General features: G+C 65.4%; 16 protein-coding genes, 1 tRNA gene and 1 pseudogene. 4 read left to right on the forward strand and 14 right to left on the reverse strand.

The window, feature by feature from the left end; translation table 11 throughout:
• Window positions 1-231: 231 nt before the first annotated feature.
• The 11 genes from ACZ5CM_RS10390 to iscR form a co-directional block, all read right to left on the reverse strand.
• Window positions 232-2,133 (reverse strand): PAS domain S-box protein, encoded by a 1,902-nt coding sequence (locus ACZ5CM_RS10390; RefSeq protein ID WP_464638400.1) that lies wholly within the window; start codon window positions 2,131-2,133, stop codon window positions 232-234.
• Between the two features lie 515 nt (window positions 2,134-2,648).
• Window positions 2,649-2,725: transfer RNA gene (locus ACZ5CM_RS10395), tRNA-Arg, on the reverse strand.
• A gap of 74 nt (window positions 2,726-2,799) precedes the next feature.
• The gene (locus tag ACZ5CM_RS10400) at window positions 2,800-4,020 is read right to left on the reverse strand and encodes a cysteine desulfurase (RefSeq protein ID WP_464638403.1); all 1,221 of its coding nucleotides are present in this window, start codon (window positions 4,018-4,020) and stop codon (window positions 2,800-2,802) included.
• Complete coding sequence (locus ACZ5CM_RS10405; RefSeq protein ID WP_464638405.1) at window positions 4,013-4,603, reverse strand: YIP1 family protein; 591 nt, start codon at window positions 4,601-4,603, stop codon at window positions 4,013-4,015. The genes ACZ5CM_RS10400 and ACZ5CM_RS10405 overlap by 8 nt, the downstream gene beginning before the upstream one ends.
• Window positions 4,600-5,085: a YIP1 family protein gene (locus ACZ5CM_RS10410; protein ID WP_464638407.1), complete on the reverse strand. Its 486-nt coding sequence runs from the start codon at window positions 5,083-5,085 to the stop codon at window positions 4,600-4,602. Before ACZ5CM_RS10410 ends, ACZ5CM_RS10405 begins: the two co-directional genes overlap by 4 nt.
• Window positions 5,085-6,365, reverse strand: a complete 1,281-nt coding sequence (gene sufD / locus ACZ5CM_RS10415; RefSeq protein ID WP_464638409.1) for a Fe-S cluster assembly protein SufD — start codon at window positions 6,363-6,365, stop codon at window positions 5,085-5,087. The genes ACZ5CM_RS10410 and sufD overlap by 1 nt, the downstream gene beginning before the upstream one ends.
• Window positions 6,365-7,120: a Fe-S cluster assembly ATPase SufC gene (sufC, locus tag ACZ5CM_RS10420; RefSeq protein WP_464638411.1), complete on the reverse strand. Its 756-nt coding sequence runs from the start codon at window positions 7,118-7,120 to the stop codon at window positions 6,365-6,367. Before sufC ends, sufD begins: the two co-directional genes overlap by 1 nt.
• Window positions 7,121-7,166: 46 nt before the next feature.
• The gene (locus ACZ5CM_RS10425; RefSeq protein ID WP_464638413.1) at window positions 7,167-7,775 is read right to left on the reverse strand and encodes a hypothetical protein; all 609 of its coding nucleotides are present in this window, start codon (window positions 7,773-7,775) and stop codon (window positions 7,167-7,169) included.
• Window positions 7,776-7,836: 61 nt separating this feature from the next.
• A complete protein-coding gene (gene sufB / locus ACZ5CM_RS10430; protein ID WP_464638415.1) occupies window positions 7,837-9,360 on the reverse strand; it encodes a Fe-S cluster assembly protein SufB in 1,524 nt (507 codons plus the stop codon).
• Between the two features lie 17 nt (window positions 9,361-9,377).
• Window positions 9,378-10,421: a cysteine desulfurase family protein gene (locus tag ACZ5CM_RS10435; RefSeq protein ID WP_464638418.1), complete on the reverse strand. Its 1,044-nt coding sequence runs from the start codon at window positions 10,419-10,421 to the stop codon at window positions 9,378-9,380.
• A 124-nt stretch (window positions 10,422-10,545) separates the two neighbouring features.
• Window positions 10,546-11,007 (reverse strand): Fe-S cluster assembly transcriptional regulator IscR, encoded by a 462-nt coding sequence (gene iscR, locus ACZ5CM_RS10440; RefSeq protein WP_464638420.1) that lies wholly within the window; start codon window positions 11,005-11,007, stop codon window positions 10,546-10,548.
• A gap of 188 nt (window positions 11,008-11,195) precedes the next feature.
• On the opposite strand from iscR, the gene ACZ5CM_RS10445 reads away from it, so the two are divergent.
• The 3 genes and pseudogenes from ACZ5CM_RS10445 to typA all read left to right on the forward strand — a co-directional run bounded on the left by ACZ5CM_RS10445 (window position 11,196) and on the right by typA (window position 14,121).
• Entirely contained in the window at window positions 11,196-11,849 is a 654-nt protein-coding gene (locus tag ACZ5CM_RS10445; protein ID WP_464638423.1) for an alpha/beta hydrolase, read from the forward strand.
• Window positions 11,849-12,064 (forward strand): annotated as a pseudogene (locus ACZ5CM_RS10450) (hypothetical protein); the annotation flags it as partial. The gene ACZ5CM_RS10445 and the pseudogene ACZ5CM_RS10450, both read left to right, overlap by 1 nt.
• A 236-nt stretch (window positions 12,065-12,300) precedes the next feature.
• Window positions 12,301-14,121 carry a translational GTPase TypA gene (gene typA, locus ACZ5CM_RS10455; protein ID WP_464638425.1) on the forward strand — a complete coding sequence of 607 codons (1,821 nt, stop codon included), beginning with the start codon at window positions 12,301-12,303 and terminating at the stop codon, window positions 14,119-14,121.
• Window positions 14,122-14,223: 102 nt separating this feature from the next.
• Here the strand turns inward: typA and ACZ5CM_RS10460 are convergent, their stop codons facing one another.
• From ACZ5CM_RS10460 to recA, 3 genes are all read right to left on the reverse strand, one after another.
• The gene (locus ACZ5CM_RS10460; RefSeq protein ID WP_464638428.1) at window positions 14,224-14,511 is read right to left on the reverse strand and encodes a DUF1330 domain-containing protein; all 288 of its coding nucleotides are present in this window, start codon (window positions 14,509-14,511) and stop codon (window positions 14,224-14,226) included.
• Window positions 14,512-14,513: 2 nt separating this feature from the next.
• Window positions 14,514-17,177 carry an alanine--tRNA ligase gene (gene alaS / locus ACZ5CM_RS10465; protein ID WP_464638431.1) on the reverse strand — a complete coding sequence of 888 codons (2,664 nt, stop codon included), beginning with the start codon at window positions 17,175-17,177 and terminating at the stop codon, window positions 14,514-14,516.
• Between the two features lie 197 nt (window positions 17,178-17,374).
• Window positions 17,375-18,439: a recombinase RecA gene (gene recA, locus ACZ5CM_RS10470; RefSeq protein WP_464638433.1), complete on the reverse strand. Its 1,065-nt coding sequence runs from the start codon at window positions 18,437-18,439 to the stop codon at window positions 17,375-17,377.
• A 190-nt stretch (window positions 18,440-18,629) separates the two neighbouring features.
• On the opposite strand from recA, the gene ACZ5CM_RS10475 reads away from it, so the two are divergent.
• Window positions 18,630-19,223 (forward strand): gamma-glutamyl kinase, encoded by a 594-nt coding sequence (locus tag ACZ5CM_RS10475; protein ID WP_464638436.1) that lies wholly within the window; start codon window positions 18,630-18,632, stop codon window positions 19,221-19,223.
• Window positions 19,224-19,313 lie beyond the last annotated feature (90 nt).

A 19,313-nucleotide genomic window follows, 5' to 3' on the forward strand; every position in this document is an offset into this window, starting at 1 on the left:
CCCGTATAGATCGGGCCTTGTTCCGGCCCGTCTGCCGAAGGCACCATAGACCCCGGCGCGGGCAATGGGAATCCCCCGGACAATTTGCCGGAGCCGGAGCCGCCCGGGCGCCCGGCCGGACGGCGGCACGCGCGGTGCCGGCTTTCGCAGCCGCGCGCATGGCGAACCCCAAAGACATGCGGGGCAAGGCCCGACCGGTCGGGCAGTTCCGAGCAATTCGATGGGCCGCCTTCAGCCGGCCTGCATCGCGGCGCCGCTCCACTCTCGCGTGATCGGCAGGCGCACGAAGAACTCGGTTCCTTCGCCTATCCGGCTGACGAAACTGATCTTGCCGCGATGCAGCCCGACGATCGATCTGGCAATGTTCAATCCCAGGCCGGTGCCGCCCTTCTGCCGCTGGTCGGAGGAATCGGCCTGGGTGAATCTCTCGAATATCCGATCGCGCGCGTCCTCGGGAATGCCCACGCCGTGATCCCTGACCGAGATCACCGCGATATCATCTTCTCGGGTGACCGAAAGTTCGACCTGGTCACCCTTGTTCGAGAATTTCGCGGCATTCGACATCAGGTTGTCCAGAACCTGCATGAGCCTCATCCTGTCGCCTCTGACCACGACGCTCTCTTCAAGATGCGTGGCGTCAAAGCAGACGCCGAATTCCTCGCCATAACCGCGGTTCGCCTCGATCGCCTCCCGCACCAGGTCGGCCAGGCACAGGGGCTCCATCTTCAGATGGATATCTCCCGAACTCAACCTGTCCAGATCCAGCAGATCGTTGATCAGCAGAACGAGACGATCGCAATTCCTGTTCGCAAGCGAAACCAGCGTGGCCGTTTCGGCCGGAAGATTTCCTCCTGCACCGGCTCCGATCAGGCTCAATGCACCCTTGATCGAGGTCAGCGGCGTGCGCAACTCGTGACTGACGGTGGAAATGAATTCGGCCTTGGCCCTGTCGGCCACCTTGCGTTCGGTGATGTCGCGATAGATGGCCAGAAATCGCGGCTTGGCCCCCCTCGGCTGAACCAGATGCAGGAAGACCTCGATCATTCGCCCGTCCCTGTCCGTCAGTTCGTAGGACAGGCTGCGCGCGGGGCCTCGCATCAGGGTTGCGCATCGCTGCCGGAGCGCCGCGAAACGGGACTCCGAGATGAACTCGTCCACCCGCCGTCCGCGCCATTTCAACCCGTCGGCCTCGGCGCGGGCGGCGGCTGCCTCGTTCAGATAGATGAACTCGTAGCTGTCCGGCCAGAACAGGTAAACCTCGTCCTGGGTCAGGTCGAGCGTCTGGGACAGCAGCGTGGCTTCGTCCTGTGCCGCCTTCTTGTCCGATATGTCCCGGATCGTCATCAGAAAGCGGGGGGCGTGGCCCTCGGGATGGATGAGCTGGATGGTAATCTCGCCCGTGACCCAGGTTCCGTCCTGACGCTGGTAGTTGCGCTCGAAACTTGCCTTGGTCCTGTCGCCGCGGATCATCGGCCCCAGGACAGAGCGACAGTCCTCTGCGGTCAGACTGTTCTTCAGGTCGGTCGGAACAAGGTTCAGGATCTCGTCCTCGGTCAACCCGTTGCGGTGCAGCGCGGCCTTGTTGGCATAGAAAAACCGCCTGCTGTCCGGCCAGAACATGTAGACTTCGTGCTCGACGTAATCGAGCGTGAATTCCAGTTCCCGGATCCGTTCCTCGGATTTCCTGCGCTCCGAAATGTCCTGGGCAATGGTGACGATGAGGGCCTCGTCGGCGCCCGACCGCCGGACAAGGTGAAACGTGACCTCGACCGGACGGCCGTTCCTGTCGACCAGTTCATGGGCCACTTGGTCGGCCTTCCCCGTGAACAGCGGCGCGACCAGGCTGCGATAGCCGTCCTCGTCGAGATCGCTCAATGCCTCGAGCGGCGTCCTGGTGCGATATTCCGCATCCGACCAGCCGAACCGCCTTTTCGCGGCCCGGTTGAGATATACGAAACGCAGGGTGGCGGGATCTATCATGGTTACCGACACGGGCAGAAGGTCGAGCGTGTCGTATATTTCAGCGATCCTATACTTGGCATTATCGATTTTCCGGATCAGGGAATTGGTGCCGTGCGGTGTTCGCGAAGATTGAGAAGCCTTGTTCATCGTCTTGTCTCTGCTGCCTGACATGCGACACGCAGGCGTCCTGGCGGGTCTGGATGCGTTCCTCCTTATTTCCGGCTGCTTGCGTCAGAGCGGCTTGCAGAAAAATATCCGAGGGCCCCCGGACGACATGCCGGGGGGTCTTGCTGGTCCATATTTCCTGGGAGTGTCTGGGTCGTCGGTCTTGGTCGTGGTCGCTCGTCTGATTTCATCGCCAATGATGTATGCATGATACGGGCGATAATGTGTTCGTGAAGGGGCGGACAGATGCCCGTCACCCCGGGAACCGTTTCGAGGGAGGAAACAGCCGGTCGTTCACTTCGCAAGAGAAAAACCTAAGGGTTTGCGGACGTGATCAATTTTCCGCGCGCCACATGGGCTGATGCATTACCGCAACAGGTTTGAGAAACTTTTGCACAGCGGGGCACAAGGGTCTGCGAGCAGTCCCGGGATGCCCGTCGCTCGGGCCACCGCCCGGCGATGCGGACGATCGGGGCCGGGCTGTCTACGGATGCAGGCCCGCGACCGATCAGGGGAGATTCTGGCGCACCTGAGAGGATTCGAACCTCTGGCCTCTGCCTTCGGAGGGCAGCGCTCTATCCAGCTGAGCTACAGGTGCCTTGCCAGGCGGGGTATAGCCGCGCACCGGCCCCGTCGCAATCGCAAAATTCGCCGGCGCGAAGGGAAACGCTCTCAGCAGAACAGATCATGGGCCAGCTCCAGCGCCTCGACCAGCCGGTCCACCTCTTCGCGCGTATTGTACAACCCGAACGAGGCCCGGCATGTGGCCGTCAGCCCCAGGCGCTCCATCAGCGGGCCAGCACAGTGGTGGCCGGCGCGCACCGCCACCCCCTTCTTGTCGAGAATGGTCGAGATGTCATGGGCATGTGCCGCACCCTCAAGCGTGAAGCTGAAGATCGCTGCCTTGCCCGGCGCCGTGCCCTGAAGATGCAGCCAGTTCAGACCCGAAAGCCGCGACAGGGCGTAATCGCGCAGATCGGCCTCGTGGGCGGCAATGTTCTCCATGCCCAGATCCATCAGGTATTCCAGCGCCACGCCCAGCCCGATCGTCTGCACGATGCCCGGCGTGCCGGCTTCGAACTTCATCGGCGGATCGTTGTAGATCACCTCGTCGCGCGTGACCTCCCTGATCATGTCGCCGCCGCCCAGAAAGGGGCGCATCTGGTTCATGCGCTCCTTGCGGATGTGGATCGCGCCCGAGGCCGAGGGACCGTAAAGCTTGTGCCCGGTGATGGCATAGAAATCGCAGCCGATGTCGTCCACGTTCACCGGCATGTGCACCGCGCCCTGGCTGCCATCGACCAGCACCGGCACGCCCCTGTCATGGGCGCCCCGGGTGATCGCCTTCACGTCCACCACCGTGCCCAGCACGTTCGAGACATGGGTCACCGCCACCAGCTTCGTCCTGGGCCCGATGGCGTCGATCACCGCCTGCGGATCCAGCGCGCCGTCATCGGCGATATCGACCCATTTCAGCACCACGCCCTGACGTTCGCGCAGGAAATGCCAGGGCACGATATTGGCGTGATGCTCCATCACCGAAAGGACGATCTCGTCGCCCGCCTGCAGCCGCGGCATGGCCCAGCCATAGGCGACCATGTTGATGCCGAAGGTCGATCCGGTGGTGAGCACGATCTCGTCCTCGTCCCGCGCGCCGAGGAACCGTGCCACGATGCTGCGCACGGCCTCGTATTTCTCGGTGGCGATGTTGGACAGGTAGTGCAGGCCGCGATGGACATTCGCGTATTCCTCGGCATAGGCGCGGGTGACGGCGTCTATCACCGCCTGCGGCTTCTGCGCCGAAGCCCCGTTGTCCAGATAGGTCAGCGGCCGCCCGTTCACCTGGCGCGCGAGAATCGGAAACTCGGCGCGGATCGCTTCGACGTCATACATGATGCACGGATCCCAGCATGGGCCCTCCGACAAGGGCGATGAACATGGAAGTGGCGACCACCATGGCCAGGGCCGCCACGATCAGAACCCCGGCAGCCCGGCCCAGATTGTCCAGCCCGTGCGCCTGGGCGATGAAATGCAGCAGGATCCAGATGCCGACCACTGTGGCCGCCATCACCAGCACCACCGACAGGACCGGAATGGTCAGCACCAGCACGAAAGAGGCCGCCTGGACGCCCAGGCGCAGATACTGGAACCAGACCATCACCACCAGCACCCGGTCGAACTCGCCCAGTCCTCCCAGCAGCCGGCCGGCCCATGACAGCGCCATCACGAAGACGACCATGCCCAGCACCACCAGCGCGAAATAGACCAGTGGCGAACGCATGAAGCCGGGGAACATCTCGGGCGTGGGCAGAGCCATGTTCGACAGCGAAAACAGGATTGCGTTCAGCGCCGCCGCCAGCAGCAGCGCCAGCCACACCGCCTGACGGGGCAGCTCGGCGGCGATCAGCTGTCGGGCGGCGCGGGCGGGGTCGGTCAGCGTTGCCAGGAACAACGCACGCAGATCGGCAGAGGTCATGAATCGGCCCTTTCGGATTCGAACAGGCAGGAGGCCCAGAACCACAGGAATATGGCCAGCCACAGCACATCCACAAGGGTCAATCCCGCCCCGGGGCCGATCATGCCCGCCACCAGCCCGCGCAGGAGCAGCAGCGGCGAGGCCGCCAGCAGCGACCAGAACAGCGCCAGCCGCGCCCCGTACCAGCTGCCACGCCCGCCCGCGAGCCGCGCCAGCAGATGCGAAAGCGCCGCCAGGCCATAAAGCAGCAGCGGCAGGATGACCACCGTCCCCAGCAGCGCCCCACCCAGAAGCGGGTTCAGTTCCAGGCCCTCGAGATAGGACTTGCGGGCCAGCGCCGGCATCTCGGCGGTGAAGGCCAGCAGGCAGAATCCCATCAGGAAGGCCAGCGCACGGTCCTCGCGCTGGCCCATGGCCAGCAGCCGCCGCATGACCCGGCGCGGCCCGCGCCAGGTGGCCGCAATGTCCAGGGTGACCGACATCAGCGATGACGCGCAAGCCAGCCCCGGACACGCCCGGTGATCTCCTCGGCCAGGGCGCGGTCCTCGATCTCGTCCATGGCCTCGGCCAGAAAGGCCAGCGTCAGAAGATCCGTCGCCTCGCCCGCGGGCACCCCGCGCGAGCGCAGGTAGAAAAGCGCCTCCTCGTCGATGGCGCCGCTGGTCGAGCCGTGGCTGCAGGCCACGTCATCGGCGTAGATTTCAAGCTCGGGCTTGGCGAAGACCTGGCTGTCCCCGTCCAGCAGCAGCGCCTGACTGATCTGATAGCCGTCGGTCTTCTGCGCCCCCTCGCGCACCAGGATCTTGCCCTGAAAGACGCCGGTGGCGCCGTTGCGCAGCACCTTCTTGAACACCTGGCGGCTTTCGCAGCCCACCGCGTCATGGGTGACGAACACCGTATCGTCATGGTGAAAATCGCCATCCCCCACGCAGGCCCCGGCCACATGCGCCACCGCCTCGTCGCCGGTCAGTTCGACCACCACCTCGTTGCGGGTCAGCACACCGTTGACCGTCAGGGTGAAGCATTTGAACACCGATTCCCGCCCCAGCCGGGCGAAGATGTGCGTGGCCGCGCGCCGTTCGTGATCGCGCCCCTGGGCACGCACCAAATGCAGCCTGCCGCCATCGGCGATGTCGATCTCCATGCACTTGTTGAAGCGCGCCGCCGCCGGGCCGTTTTCGAGGATCGTCGCCTCGGCGCCCTTCTCGATGCGCAGCAGGTGGTGAAGCACCGCATCGGACTCTTCCGATTCATGGCGATAGATCAGATTGATCGGCTTCGAGGGCCTGCCGGTGACGTGGATCACCACCCCGTCGCGGGCAAAGGCGGTGTTGAAGGCTGCCAGAGGCCGCGGCACGGGCTTCTGCCCGCGTGCCTCGAGCACGCCGTAGAGATCGCGCGCCCAGTGGATATCGCGCGCACACAGATCGGCGATGCGCTCGATGCGCACCCCTTCAAGCGCCAGATCATCCGAGGCCTGCGGGTCGAACACCCCGTCCACGAAGACGATCTTCAGCCGCTCGAAGGCGTCGAACATCGGCGGCTCGTCCGTGCGCAGCACCGCCGCCGGCGGCGGGTCGGGCTGGACCAGAGTCTCGGGGCGGGTGTATTTCCAGTATTCGTCGCGCCGCCCCGGCAGACCCATCTCGCGCAGCCGGGCCAGCGCCTCCTCGCGCGCGGCTTCGGTGCACCCGCCGCGGGGAATCTCCAGCCCGGCCAGCCGGGCCGCGGTCGCATCCTGCTTGCGTTCGGCCAGCCCCATCACATCACCTCGGCCAGAATGTCGGCATAGCCGTTGTTTTCCACCTCCAGCGCCAGCTCGGGCCCGCCGGTCTTCACGATGCGGCCATCGGCCATGATATGCACCACGTCCGGTTTGATATGATCCAGAAGCCGCTGGTAATGGGTGATGACCAGAAAGCCGCGATCGGGGCTGCGCAGCGCGTTCACCCCTTCGGCGACCAGCTTCATCGCGTCCACGTCCAGCCCCGAATCGGTTTCGTCGAGGATGCACATGCGCGGCTCCAGCATGGCCATCTGGAGGATCTCGTTGCGCTTCTTCTCGCCGCCCGAAAAGCCCACATTGACGGGGCGCTTGAGCATCTCGGCGTCGATCTTCAGCGTCTTCGCCTTCTGGCGCACCAGCTTGAGGAAATCGGCGGCGCTGATCTCCTCTTCTCCGCGGGCCTTGCGCTGAGCGTTCACGGCGGTACGCAGAAAGGTCATGTTGCCGACGCCGGGGATCTCGACCGGATACTGGAAGGCGAGGAACAGCCCGGCGGCGGCGCGTTCCTCGGGCTCCATCGCCAGCAGGTCGCGCCCGTCCAGCGTGGCCGAGCCTTCCGTGACCTCATAGCCGTCGCGCCCCGAGAGCACATAGCTCAGCGTCGATTTGCCCGAGCCGTTCGGCCCCATGATCGCGTGCACCTTGCCGGCCTCGACCGTCAGGTCCACGCCCTTGAGGATTTCCTTGTCCTCTTCCTCAAGTTTCACGTGCAGATTGTTGATTTTCAGCATTTTTTCCTCGTCTCTCATGTTCCGAGCCGCGCCTGCGGCAAAATTCTCATGGCCGCTGCATCAGGCGGATGACGCGCGACAGCCGCCCAAGCGGGATCGCCATCGGCGCCAGATCGAACACCGCCATGCGCCCGGCCATCCGCGCCGGCGGGCCGATGAACTCCTTGACCTGATGAAACCACTTGCGATCCCGGTAGTCGTCGAACAGCAGCGTCACCGGCCGGGTGATGTGAAAGGCGCAGGCCAGCGCACAGCCGACCCGGAAGCGCCCATCGACCAGCACCACGTCCGGGTGGGGACGCGCGCCCTCCTCCCACACCGCCAGCGGATAGCGGGCAAAGCGCCGCCAGGCGCGGTCGTCCACCGGCCGCCCCCATTCCCGGGTCGGACCGATATCGGCATGGACGATCTCGACCTGCGAGCCTGCCACCGGCGGGTTGGCGTCGAACCAGCTCCGCATCATCCGCGCCCATTTGCGGTCGCTTTCGACGCTGGTCACCTGCTTGCCCGGCATCTCGGCCGCCAGAACGGTCGAGCCGCCCGAGCCGTATTCCAGGATCACCGAGGCCCGCCCATAGGCTTCGCGCACGGCCGCGGCCGCCTCCTCGGGCATGGTCAGCACCGGACGCTCCATATGCCCGGCCGCCGGCCTCATCCACCGGACCGCCCGCCGGGCGCCGTACCGGTCGCAGCCCGCGCCGCCACCATCCCCGCCGTCATCCCACCGACCCTTCCAGCGAGATCGCCACCAGCTGCTGCGCCTCCATGGCGAATTCCATCGGCAGCGCCTGCAGCACGTCCTTGCAGAAGCCGTTGACCACCAGCGCCACGGCCTCTTCCTCGTCCATGCCACGCGAGCGGCAGTAGAACAGCTGATCCTCGTCCACCTTCGAGGTGGTCGCCTCGTGCTCGACCCGGGCCGAGTTGTTGCGCACCTCGATATAGGGCACCGTATGGGCCCCGCATTTGTCGCCGATCAGCAGGCTGTCGCACTGGGTGTAGTTGCGGGCATTCTTCGCCTTCGGGTGCATCGACACCAGCCCGCGATAGGTGTTCTGGGCGTGCCCCGCGCTGATCCCCTTGGACACGATGCGCGAACGCGTATTGGCGCCCAGATGGATCATCTTGGTGCCGGTATCTGCCTGCTGGTAATTGTTGGTGATGGCGATCGAGTAGAACTCGCCCTGGCTGCCCTCGCCGCGCAGGATGCAGGAGGGGTATTTCCACGTCACCGCGCTGCCGGTTTCCACCTGCGTCCACATCACCCGGGAGCGGTCGCCGCGGCAGTCGGCGCGCTTGGTGACGAAGTTGTAGATGCCGCCCCGGCCCTCTTCATCGCCCGGATACCAGTTCTGCACGGTGGAATACTTCACCTCGGCATCCTCCAGGATGACGATCTCCACCACCGCCGCATGCAGCTGCGCGGTGTCGCGCTTGGGCGCGGTGCAACCCTCCAGATAGCTCACGTAACTGCCCTTGTCGGCGATGATGAGCGTGCGCTCGAACTGCCCGGTGTTTTCGGCATTGATGCGGAAATAGGTGCTCAGTTCCATCGGACAGCGCACGCCGGGGGGCACGTAGACGAAGGAGCCGTCCGAGAACACCGCGCTGTTCAGCGTCGCGTAGAAATTGTCGGTGGGCGGCACCACCGAGCCGAGATATTTCTTCACCAGCTCGGGATGCTCGCGGATCGCCTCGGAGATCGAACAGAAGATCACCCCGGCCTTCTTCAGTTCTTCCTGGAAGGTGGTGCCCACCGAGACGCTGTCAAAGACCGCATCCACCGCCACCCGGCGCCCTTCGGCGGGGGCGGCCTCGGCCCCCTCGACCCCGGCCAGGATCATCTGCTCGCGCAGCGGAATGCCCAGCTTTTCATAGGTGGCCAGCAGCTTGGGATCCACCTCGTCCAGGGACTTCGGCTTTTTCTCCATGCTCTTGGGCCGGGCATAGTAATACTGGTCCTGAAAATCGATCTCGGGGTAGTTGACCATGGCCCATTTCGGCTCTTCCATCTTCTCCCAGCGGCGGAAGGCCTCAAGCCGCCACTCGGTCATCCACTCCGGCTCGCCGTTCTTCTCCGAGATCAGCCGCACGATGTCCTCGTTCACCCCCTTGGGGGCGTATTCCATCTCGATCTCGGTTTCCCAGCCATACTTGTAGGTGCCGCCGACCTCGCGCACCGCATCGACCGTTTCCTGATCGACACCTTCCTTGACTTCGTTGTTGTCCAATGCGGCCATGTCCGTTTCTCCTGACCTCACGCCGCGCGGGCGCGATGCTTCTTTTCCTTGTCCAGCCACGTCTCGGCGAAACGCAGCACATCCTCTTCCCGCGTCTGCGGCCCCAGCGAGACGCGGATCGCGCTGGCGGCCACCGACTCGTCAAACCCCATCGCCCGCAACACGCGGCTGGCACGCACCTTGCCGCTGGAACAGGCCGACCCGGCGCTGATGGCAAATCCCGCAAGGTCCATCTGCATCACCTGCGTCTCGCCCTTCCAGCCCGGCGTCGCGAGGCACAGCGTGTTGGGAAGCCGTAGCGCATCTTTCCCGACAAAAACAGTCTGTTTCGCGCCGGCGGCAAGAGCCTCCTCCAGCAGGTCGCGCAGGCCGGCCACGCGCTCCCACACGCCATCGGCCAGATCCCGCGCCGCCGCCTCGGCCGCCGCGCCGAAGCCGGCAATGCCGATGACGTTCTCGGTGCCCGCGCGCCGGCCCATCTCCTGTCCGCCACCGCGCAACACCGCCGCAACCTCCAGCCCGCGCCGCAACACCAGCGCGCCCACACCCTTCGGCCCGCCCAGCTTGTGCGCCGAGATCAGCGCCATCTCGGCCCCACACCAGTTGAAGGCCACCGGCAGCTTGCCGAAGGCCTGGGTGGCATCGGTCACCGCCAGCCCCGAGGGCAGGTCCTGGATGATCCCGGTCTCGGAATTGGCCATCTGCAGCACCGATGCCGCCGGATCGGCCACCTCGACCGCGCCATCCGGGCGCACCGGAAGATCCTCCTCCACCCAGGCCCTGACCGCATCATGCTCAATCTCCGCCCCGTGCAACGAACGCCCCGCACAGGCCAGTGCCGCCGCCTCGGTCGCGCCGGAGGTGAACACCACCTCGGCCCCTTCGGCCCCGAACGCCACCGCCACCTGCGCCCGCGCCCGTTCCACAAGCGCCCGCGCCGCGCGCCCCTCAGCATGCACCGAGGACGGGTTACCCACCACCTCCATCGCCGCGACCATCGCCGCCCGCGCCTCGGCGCGCAAGGGCGCCGTCGCATTGTGGTCCAGATACACCCGTTTCACCGCTTTCCCGCCCGTTTCCCGATCATTTTCTGGCCCCAAATATCCCGGGGAGCGCGAGGGGCAGCGCCCCTCGCCCCGACCGAAAAGCTTCGCGCCGCAGGCGCGACCGCTGAGCCCGCCCCGATCATTCCGCATCCACCACCGAAAACAGCGTCGGAACGGCCGGGCAAGGCGCCAGGTCATTCTCGATCACATCCGAAAGCCGAGTCTGGTGAAGGAACACGTATACATGCGCGCTCAGCCCTTCCCACAGCCGGTTGGTCAGCGACTGGGCACGGCTGCCGCTCGACGCCCCCGACGCGCCCGCCCCCTTTCGCATCGCGTCCACCGTCTCGTCTACGGCGGTCAGAACATCGACCACCCGGATCTCGGAAGCGGGCCGCGCCAAGCGATAGCCGCCCCCCGGCCCGCGCACCGATTCCACCAGCTTCGCCCGCCTGAGCTTGACGAACAGCTGCTCCAGATAGGGCAGAGAGATGTCCTGGCGCTGCGAAATCTCCGCCAGGGTCACCAGCGAATCCGCGGGCTGCAACGCAATGTCAGCCAGCGCGACCATCGCGTATCTTCCCTTCGTGGACAGCTTCATCACCCGGCCTCCCAGCCTCCGAACGGGCGAAAACATTGACGTTTCGCCCCGCAATGCGTATCTGCACCAAGACCGCGCACGTCCTGCGTGCGCACCCTCAATTAGAACCGTTCTAATGTCCCCTAGCAATTTTGTCAAGAATTGTACGGGACCAGTGCGGAGATAACAGACAGGATACAAGACTGCCCATGCCCGAGGTCATTTTTCCCGGACCCGAAGGCCGCCTCGAAGGCCGCTACCACCCGCAAAAGGAAAAGGACGCGCCCATTGCGATCGTCCTCCACCCACACCCGCAATTCGGCGGGACCATGAACAACAAGGTCGTCTACAACCTTCACTACGCCTTCTACAACATGGGCTTTACCGTCCTGCGTTTCAATTTCCGCGGCGTCGGCCGCAGCCAGGGCGAATACGATCAGGGGGTTGGAGAACTTTCCGACGCAGCGGCGGCGCTGGATTACCTGCAATCCATGAACAGCAACTCCAAGCACTGCTGGGTCGCCGGTTTTTCCTTCGGGGCCTGGATCGGCATGCAACTGCTGATGCGGCGGCCGGAAATCACCGGTTTCATCAGCGTCGCGCCGCCGGCCAACATGTATGACTTTTCCTTCCTCGCCCCCTGCCCGGCTTCGGGCCTGATCATCAACGGCACCCGCGACCGCGTCGCCCCGCCCGCCGATACCGAGGCGCTGGTGGCCAAGCTGCACGAGCAGAAGGGAATCACCATCACCCACCGGCAGATCGAAGGCGCCGACCACTTCTTCCAGGGGCCACACATGGATACCCTGATCGAAAACGTCACCGAATATGTCAAACGCCGCCTGACGGAAAACACCCGCTGATGGGCAGCATCGAAACCCTGGCCTCGAAACTGGCCGAAGACACGCTGGAGATCATGGACGCCACCGGCGCCGACCGGCTCTATGTCGAGGTCGGCAACGTGCTGGCCACCGCCTCGCAGACGCTGGAAGAGGCCTACCTGACCGAAATCCGCGTGCGCCTGGCCGAACGCACGGCGCGGCGGTTCCTGGAACGCCGTGCGGAAGAACTGCGCACCGGCGGCAGCTCGGAGACGGAAGGCAGGGCACCCGCTCCCGCCTCTGCCGCCCCCGACGGATCCGCCGACGCAACGGACAAGCCCCCCGCCACTGCCCCGCGCCCGCGCCGTCCGCAGCTCAAGCGCCCGACCTGAACCGACCCGAACCGCCACCGGCGCGCCGCCCGCTTTTGCGCTGGCCTTCGCCCCGCCGGCACGCTATGCGCCGGCCCGACACCCCTATCAAGGCTTGACTCATGAACCTGCGGAACATCGCAATCATCGCCCACGTCGATCACGGCAAGACCACGCTCGTGGACGAGCTTCTCAGACAGTCCGGAGCGTTCCGCGAAAACCAGGCGGTGGCCGAGCGCGCCCTCGACAGCAATGATCTCGAACGCGAACGCGGCATCACCATCCTTGCCAAGGCCACCAGCGTCGAATGGAAGGGCACGCGTATCAACATCGTGGACACCCCCGGCCACGCCGATTTCGGCGGCGAGGTCGAACGCATCCTGTCCATGGTCGATGGCGTCGTGCTGCTGGTGGACGCAGCCGAAGGGCCGATGCCGCAGACCAAATTCGTCACCGCCAAGGCGCTGGCGCTGGGGCTGCGACCGATCGTGGTCCTCAACAAGGTGGACAAGCCCGATGCCGAACCCGACCGGGCGCTGAACGAAGTGTTCGACCTCTTCGCCGCCCTCGGCGCCGATGACGATCAGCTCGACTTCCCCCACCTCTACGCCTCGGGCCGTGCCGGCTGGGCCGACGCCGAACTGGACGGCCCGCGCAGGGACCTCACCGCACTGTTCGAGCTGATCCTGACCCATGTTCCCGCCCCCGCCCAGATCGCCCGCCAGGATGAACCCTTCCGCATGCTGGCCACCACGCTGGGCGCCGACCCCTATCTGGGGCGCATCCTGACCGGCCGGGTCGAATCCGGCACGCTGAAGGCGGGGCAGACGCTCAAGGCGGTCGGCCGCGAAGGCAATCTGGTCGAAACCTTCCGGGTCAGCCGCATCCTCGCCTTTCGCGGCCTTGCCCAGCAACCCATCGACACCGCGCAGGCGGGCGACATCGTCACCATCGCCGGCATGAGCCGCGCCACTGTCGCCGACAGCCTCGTGGACCCGCAGCTGGACGAAGCCCTCCCGGCCCAGCCCATCGATCCGCCCACCATCTCGGTCACCTTCGGCATCAACGACAGCCCGCTGGCCGGGCGCGACGGCAAGAAGGTGCAAAGCCGGGTGATCCGCGAACGGCTCATGCGCGAGGCCGAGCAGAACGTGGCGATCCGCGTCACCGACACCCCCGGCGGCGAGGCCTTCGAGGTCGCCGGCCGGGGAGAGCTGCAGATGGGCGTGCTGATCGAGAACATGCGCCGGGAAGGGTTCGAACTGTCGATCTCGCGCCCACAGGTGCTGCTGCGCGAAGAAAACGGCCAGAAGCTGGAGCCGATCGAGGAAGTCACCATCGACGTGGACGACGACCACGCGGGGGTGGTGATCGAAAAGCTCACCGGCCCGCGCCGGGGCGAATTGCAGGAAATGCGCCCTTCGGGCGCCGGCAAGACCCGGATCGTGGCGCTGGTGCCCGCGCGCGGGCTGATCGGCTATCACGGCGAATTCCTCACCGACACCCGCGGGACCGGCGTGCTCAACCGCGTCTTCCACGGCTGGGCACCCTGGAAAGGACCGATCCCCGGCCGCCGTGCCGGCGTGCTGATCTCGATGGAAAGCGGCCAGGCGGTGGCCTACGCCCTGTGGAACCTCGAAGAGCGCGGCCGGCTCTTCATCGGCCCCCAGACCCAAGTCTACCAAGGCATGATCATCGGAGAGCATTCCCGCGAAAACGACCTTGAAGTGAACCCGCTCAAGGGCAAGAAGCTCACCAATATCCGCGCCGCCGGCTCGGACGAAGCGGTGCGCCTGACCCCGCCGGTGCGCATGTCGCTGGAAGAGGCCATCGCCTGGATCGACGACGACGAACTGGTCGAAGTCACACCGAACGCGATCCGCCTGCGCAAACGCTTTCTCGACCCGCACGAACGCAAACGCGCAGCCCGCGCCGCAAGCTGACCCTCGGACCCGCGCACGCCACCCCGGGCGCCGCCCCGCCTGCTTCCTCTTGCCAGAAATACTCCCGCCGGAGGCCCCCGCCGCCGGCCACGGGCGGGGGCGTCACTCGTTGGTCTCGACGATCAGCAGCTCGCGCTCGGAGGCGTTGTGCGCATGCTGCAATGCCCGCTGATAGGTGGGCGAATTGTAGCAGGCCTCGGCCGCCTCCACCGATGGAAAACGCGCCACCACATTGCGCGGCCGCTCCTGCCCTTCAAGCTGGATGTAACGGCCGCCTCGGGCAATGAACACGCCGCCATGCTCGGCAATCGCCTGCGTGGCGATGGCCGCATATTTGGCATATTCCTCCTCATCCGTCACCGTTACATGCGCAATCCACAAGGCTCCCATGACTACTCCCCCTCCAACAGCTTTTCCACCGCCCTGATCGCGGCCTCGGCCTTCGACGCGTCCTTGCCACCGCCCTGCGCCATGTCTGGCCGGCCGCCGCCGCCCCGGCCACCCAGTTCGGCCACCGCCGCGCGCACCAGGTCCACCGCCGACAGCCGCCCGGTCAGATCCGGCGTCACCCCGGCGGCAACCGCCGCCTTGCCGCCGGCATCGGCAATCAGCAGAACCACGCCCGAACCAAGCCGGGCCTTGTGCTCGTCGATCAGCGCCGGCAAATCCTTGCCCGTCACCCCGGAAAGAACCCGCGCCAGGAAGGAGACGCCGCCGATCTCGCGAACATCCGGCTGCGCCGCCCCGCCGCCGCCCGCAAGGGCCAGTTCGCGGCGCAGCTGGGCCACCTCGTTGGACAGCGCCCGCAGCTTGGCCTGATCGGCGCGCACACGCGCCACCAGTTGATCCGGCGTTACCCGCAACTCCTCCTGCAGCGCGCCGAGGATCTCGCGCATCTTCGCAACGTGACGCTGCGCGCCGATCCCGGTCAGCGCCTCGACCCGGCGCACGCCGGCACTCGAGGCGCTGTCGCCCAGCAGGATGAATTCGCCGATGTCTCCGGTGCGCTTGACATGGGTGCCGCCGCACAGCTCCACCGAATAGGCACGCCCGTCCAGACCCTTGCCCGAGCCCTCGCGCACCCCCATCGACACCACCCGCACCTCGTCGCCGTATTTCTCGCCGAACAGCGCCTGCGCCCCCAGCGCGCGGGCCTCGTCGGGGGTCATCACCCGGGTTTCCACCGGCGCGTTCTGGCGGATCATGGCATTCACCTCGTCCTCGATCCGGGCCAGCTCCTCGCCGGTCAGGGCCTTGGCATGACTGAAATCGAAGCGCAGCCGCTCGGCATCATTGAGCGAGCCGCGCTGAGCCACATGTTCGCCCAACGTCCGGCGCAACGCCTCGTTCAGCAGATGCGTGGCCGAATGATTGGCCCGGATCGCCCGGCGCCGGTCGTGATCGACCTCAAGCACCGCCGCCTCGCCGGCGCGGATTGTGCCTTCGGTCACCTCCGCCTGGTGGATGAAAACCCCGGCGGCCTGCCTTGTGTCGGTGACCCGCGCCACGCCGCTTTCGGTGCGGATCTCGCCCATGTCGCCCACCTGGCCACCGGCCTCGGCATAGAAGGGCGTCTGGTTCAGCGCGATCTGCACCTTGTCACCGGCCGCGGCCTCGGCCAGCTCGGCCCCGTCCCGCACCAGCGCGACGATCTGCCCCTCGGCGGTTTCCGTGTCATGGCCCAGGAAATCGGTGACGCCGTGCTTCTCGGCAATGTCGAACCAGATGGCCGCATCCGCATGTTCGCCCGACCCCACCCAGGCAGCGCGCGCCTTGGCCTTCTGCGCGGCCATGGCGGCGTCGAAGCCTTCCGTATCGACGCTGCGGCCCTTTTCGCGCAGGGCATCCTGGGTCAGATCAAGGGGGAAGCCGTAGGTATCATACAGCTTGAACGCCGCCTCGCCCGGAAGCGGCGCGTTCCCGGGCAGGCGCGAGAGCTCTTCGTCCAGCAGCCGCAGCCCCCGCTCCAACGTCTGCTTGAAGCGGGTCTCCTCCAGCTTCAGCGTCTCCTCGATCAGCGCCTGGGCGCGAATGAGTTCGGGATAGGCCTCGCCCATCTGGCGGACCAGCTCGGGCACCAGCCGATGCATGAGCGGATCCTTCGCCCCCAGAAGATGCGCATGCCGCATGGCCCGGCGCATGATCCGCCGCAGCACGTAACCGCGCCCGTCATTGGCCGGCATCACCCCGTCGGCGATCAGGAACGATGTCGAACGCAGGTGATCCGCAATCACCCGGTGATGGATCTTCCCCGGCCCGTCCGGGTCGGTGCTGGTGGCGTGCGCGCTGGCCTCGATCAGCGCGCGCATCAGGTCGGTGGCGTAGTTGTCATTGGTGCCCTGAAGCAGCGCCGCGACCCGTTCGATCCCCATGCCGGTATCGATCGACTGCATCGCCAGATCCCGGCGCGAGCCGTCCTCGAACTGCTCGTACTGCATGAAGACGAGGTTCCAGATCTCGACAAAACGGTCCCCGTCCTCCTCCGGCGAACCCGGCGGGCCGCCCCAGTACTGTTCGCCGTGGTCGAAGAAGATTTCCGTGCACGGGCCGCAGGGGCCTGTGGGCCCCATCATCCAGAAATTGTCGGCGGTGGGGATGCGGATGATCCGGTCATCGCTGAAACCGGCGGTCTTCTTCCATATCTCGGCGGCCTCGTCATCGGTATGATAGACCGTGACCAGAAGCCGGTCTTTCGGAATGTCCAGCTCCTTGGTGATCAGCTCCCAGGCGAAGGGGATCGCCTCTTCCTTGAAATAGTCGCCGAAGCTGAAATTGCCCAGCATCTCGAAAAAGGTGTGGTGGCGCGCGGTATAGCCGACATTGTCCAGATCGTTGTGCTTGCCGCCCGCGCGCACGCATTTCTGCGCCGATGTGGCGCGCGTGTAGTCGCGATGCTCGACCCCGGTAAACAGGTTCTTGAACTGGACCATGCCCGAATTCGTGAACATCAGCGTCGGGTCGTTGCGCGGCACCAGCGGCGAGCTTTCCACCACCTCGTGCCCCTGCCGGGCAAAATAGTTCAGAAAGGTCGATCGGATTTCGTTGAGCGAGCGCATGTGGGCGTCAGTTCCTGCCAGAGTCCTGCATTTGCGCCGGTTTATCCGCCTGTCCGTCCGCTGTCCACATCACATCCGGTCGGCCCCTCCCGGAAACATGCGGAACGGGGCGCGGACCTGCCGGCGGCACCCCGTCCGGGCATTCCCGGCACCGCCGCGGCCGGGACGCGGCCCTGCAATTCGTGCGGGTTCGGCGCTCAGGCCTCGAGCACGTCCCCGCCCCCCTCGGCCGGAGCGATGCTGTCCAGCCCGTGAGCGGCACGAATGCGGTCCTCGATCTCGCTGGCGATATGCGGGTTTTCGCGCAGGAACTGCTTGGCGTTCTCGCGCCCCTGTCCGATCCTCTCGTCACCGTAGGAAAACCATGCGCCGGCCTTGTTCACCACGCCGGCCTTGACCCCCAGGTCCAGCAACTCGCCCATCTTCGAGATGCCTTCCCCATACATGATGTCGAATTCGACCTCCTTGAAGGGGGGGGCCACCTTGTTCTTGACCACCTTCACCCGGGTGTGGTTGCCCACCACCTCGTCGCGATCCTTGATCGCCCCGATCCGGCGGATGTCAAGGCGCACCGACGAGTAGAACTTCAGCGCATTGCCGCCCGTGGTCGTTTCCGGGCTGCCGAACATGACACCGATCTTCATGCGGATCTGGTTGATGAAGATCACCAGGCAGTTGGAGCGCGAGATCGAACCGGTCAGCTTGCGCATGGCCTGGCTCATCAGGCGGGCCTGCACGCCGACGCTGGAATCGCCCATGTCGCCTTCAAGCTCGGATTTGGGGGTCAGCGCCGCCACCGAATCGACCACGATCATGTTCACCGCGCCCGAGCGGACCAGCGTATCGGTGATTTCCAGCGCCTGTTCACCGGTATCGGGCTGCGAGATCAGCAATTCGTCGAGATCGACGCCCAGCTTGCGCGCATATTGCGGATCCAGCGCGTGTTCGGCATCGACAAAGGCGCAGATACCGCCGGCCTTCTGCTGTTCGGCAATGCAGTGCAGCGCCAGCGTCGTCTTGCCGGAACTTTCCGGGCCGTAGATCTCGACGATCCGGCCCATGGGCAGGCCGCCGATCCCCAGCGCGATGTCGAGCCCCAGCGATCCGGTGGAACTTGCCTCGATTTCCTGGATGGCATTCTCACCGCCCAGTTTCATGATCGAACCCTTGCCGAACTGCCGTTCGATCTGCGCCAATGCGCTGTCCAGCGCCTTCTGCTTGTCCGAGCTCTGCTTGCTGCTCATGGTGAGAAGATCCGCCATTGTCCCTTGGTCCTTCCTTCTTGTCATACCCGCGGGCGGGGGGCAATCGCCGCTTTGTTCGCCTCCTGTTCCTTATGGGATCAAAACGGGAACAATGCAACGGATTTCTTTCCACCCCAGTTTTCTGGAATTGAGTTAAAATTTGGTTTACGGCAATCTTGCCGAGCAGTGGCAGGAAGAAACCCCGGAAATGCTGGTCTTTTTCAATGAACGCCTGGTCTTCCTCTCGGTTCCGAAGACAGGCACGACCGCCTACGAAGCTGCGCTTCGCAACCGGGCCGATATCGTGGTATCGAATCCGCCGGAACTGAAGCACGCGCCTCTCTATCGCTACAATCGCTTCTTCCGGCCGATGTTCGAAAAGGTCTCCAATGCGGACATGGAAACCATGGCGGTCATGCGCGAGCCGATCAGCTGGCTGGGAAGCTGGTACCGCTACCGCCGGCGCCCGTTCATGCAGGGCAAACCCGCCTCGACCCACGACATGAGCTTCGACGACTTCGTGAAGGCCTACATGAAGGGCGATCCGCCCGCATTCGCCCGCGTCGGCAGCCAGGCGAAATTTCTCGAACCACGCCCCAACGGCACGACGGTCACGCACCTGTTCCGCTACGAGGACCAGGACCGGATCAGGGGATTTCTCGAAGAACGGCTCGGCGTCAGCCTGGAACTTCGGCGCGAGAACGTATCGCCCGAGATGGAGCTTTCCCTGTCGCCGGGGGTGGAAAAGCGCCTGCGCCGGAAATGCGCCGGGGAATTTGCCCTCTACGAAAGCATCGGCTGAACCGGGCGGCGCGACGTTCCCGTTGCCCCCACCCCACCCCGTACCGGCTGCGCAACGGCCCCAAGCGACATGCGCCGCCCACCCGCAGCA

This window comes from Piezobacter thermophilus (genome assembly GCF_055386745.1).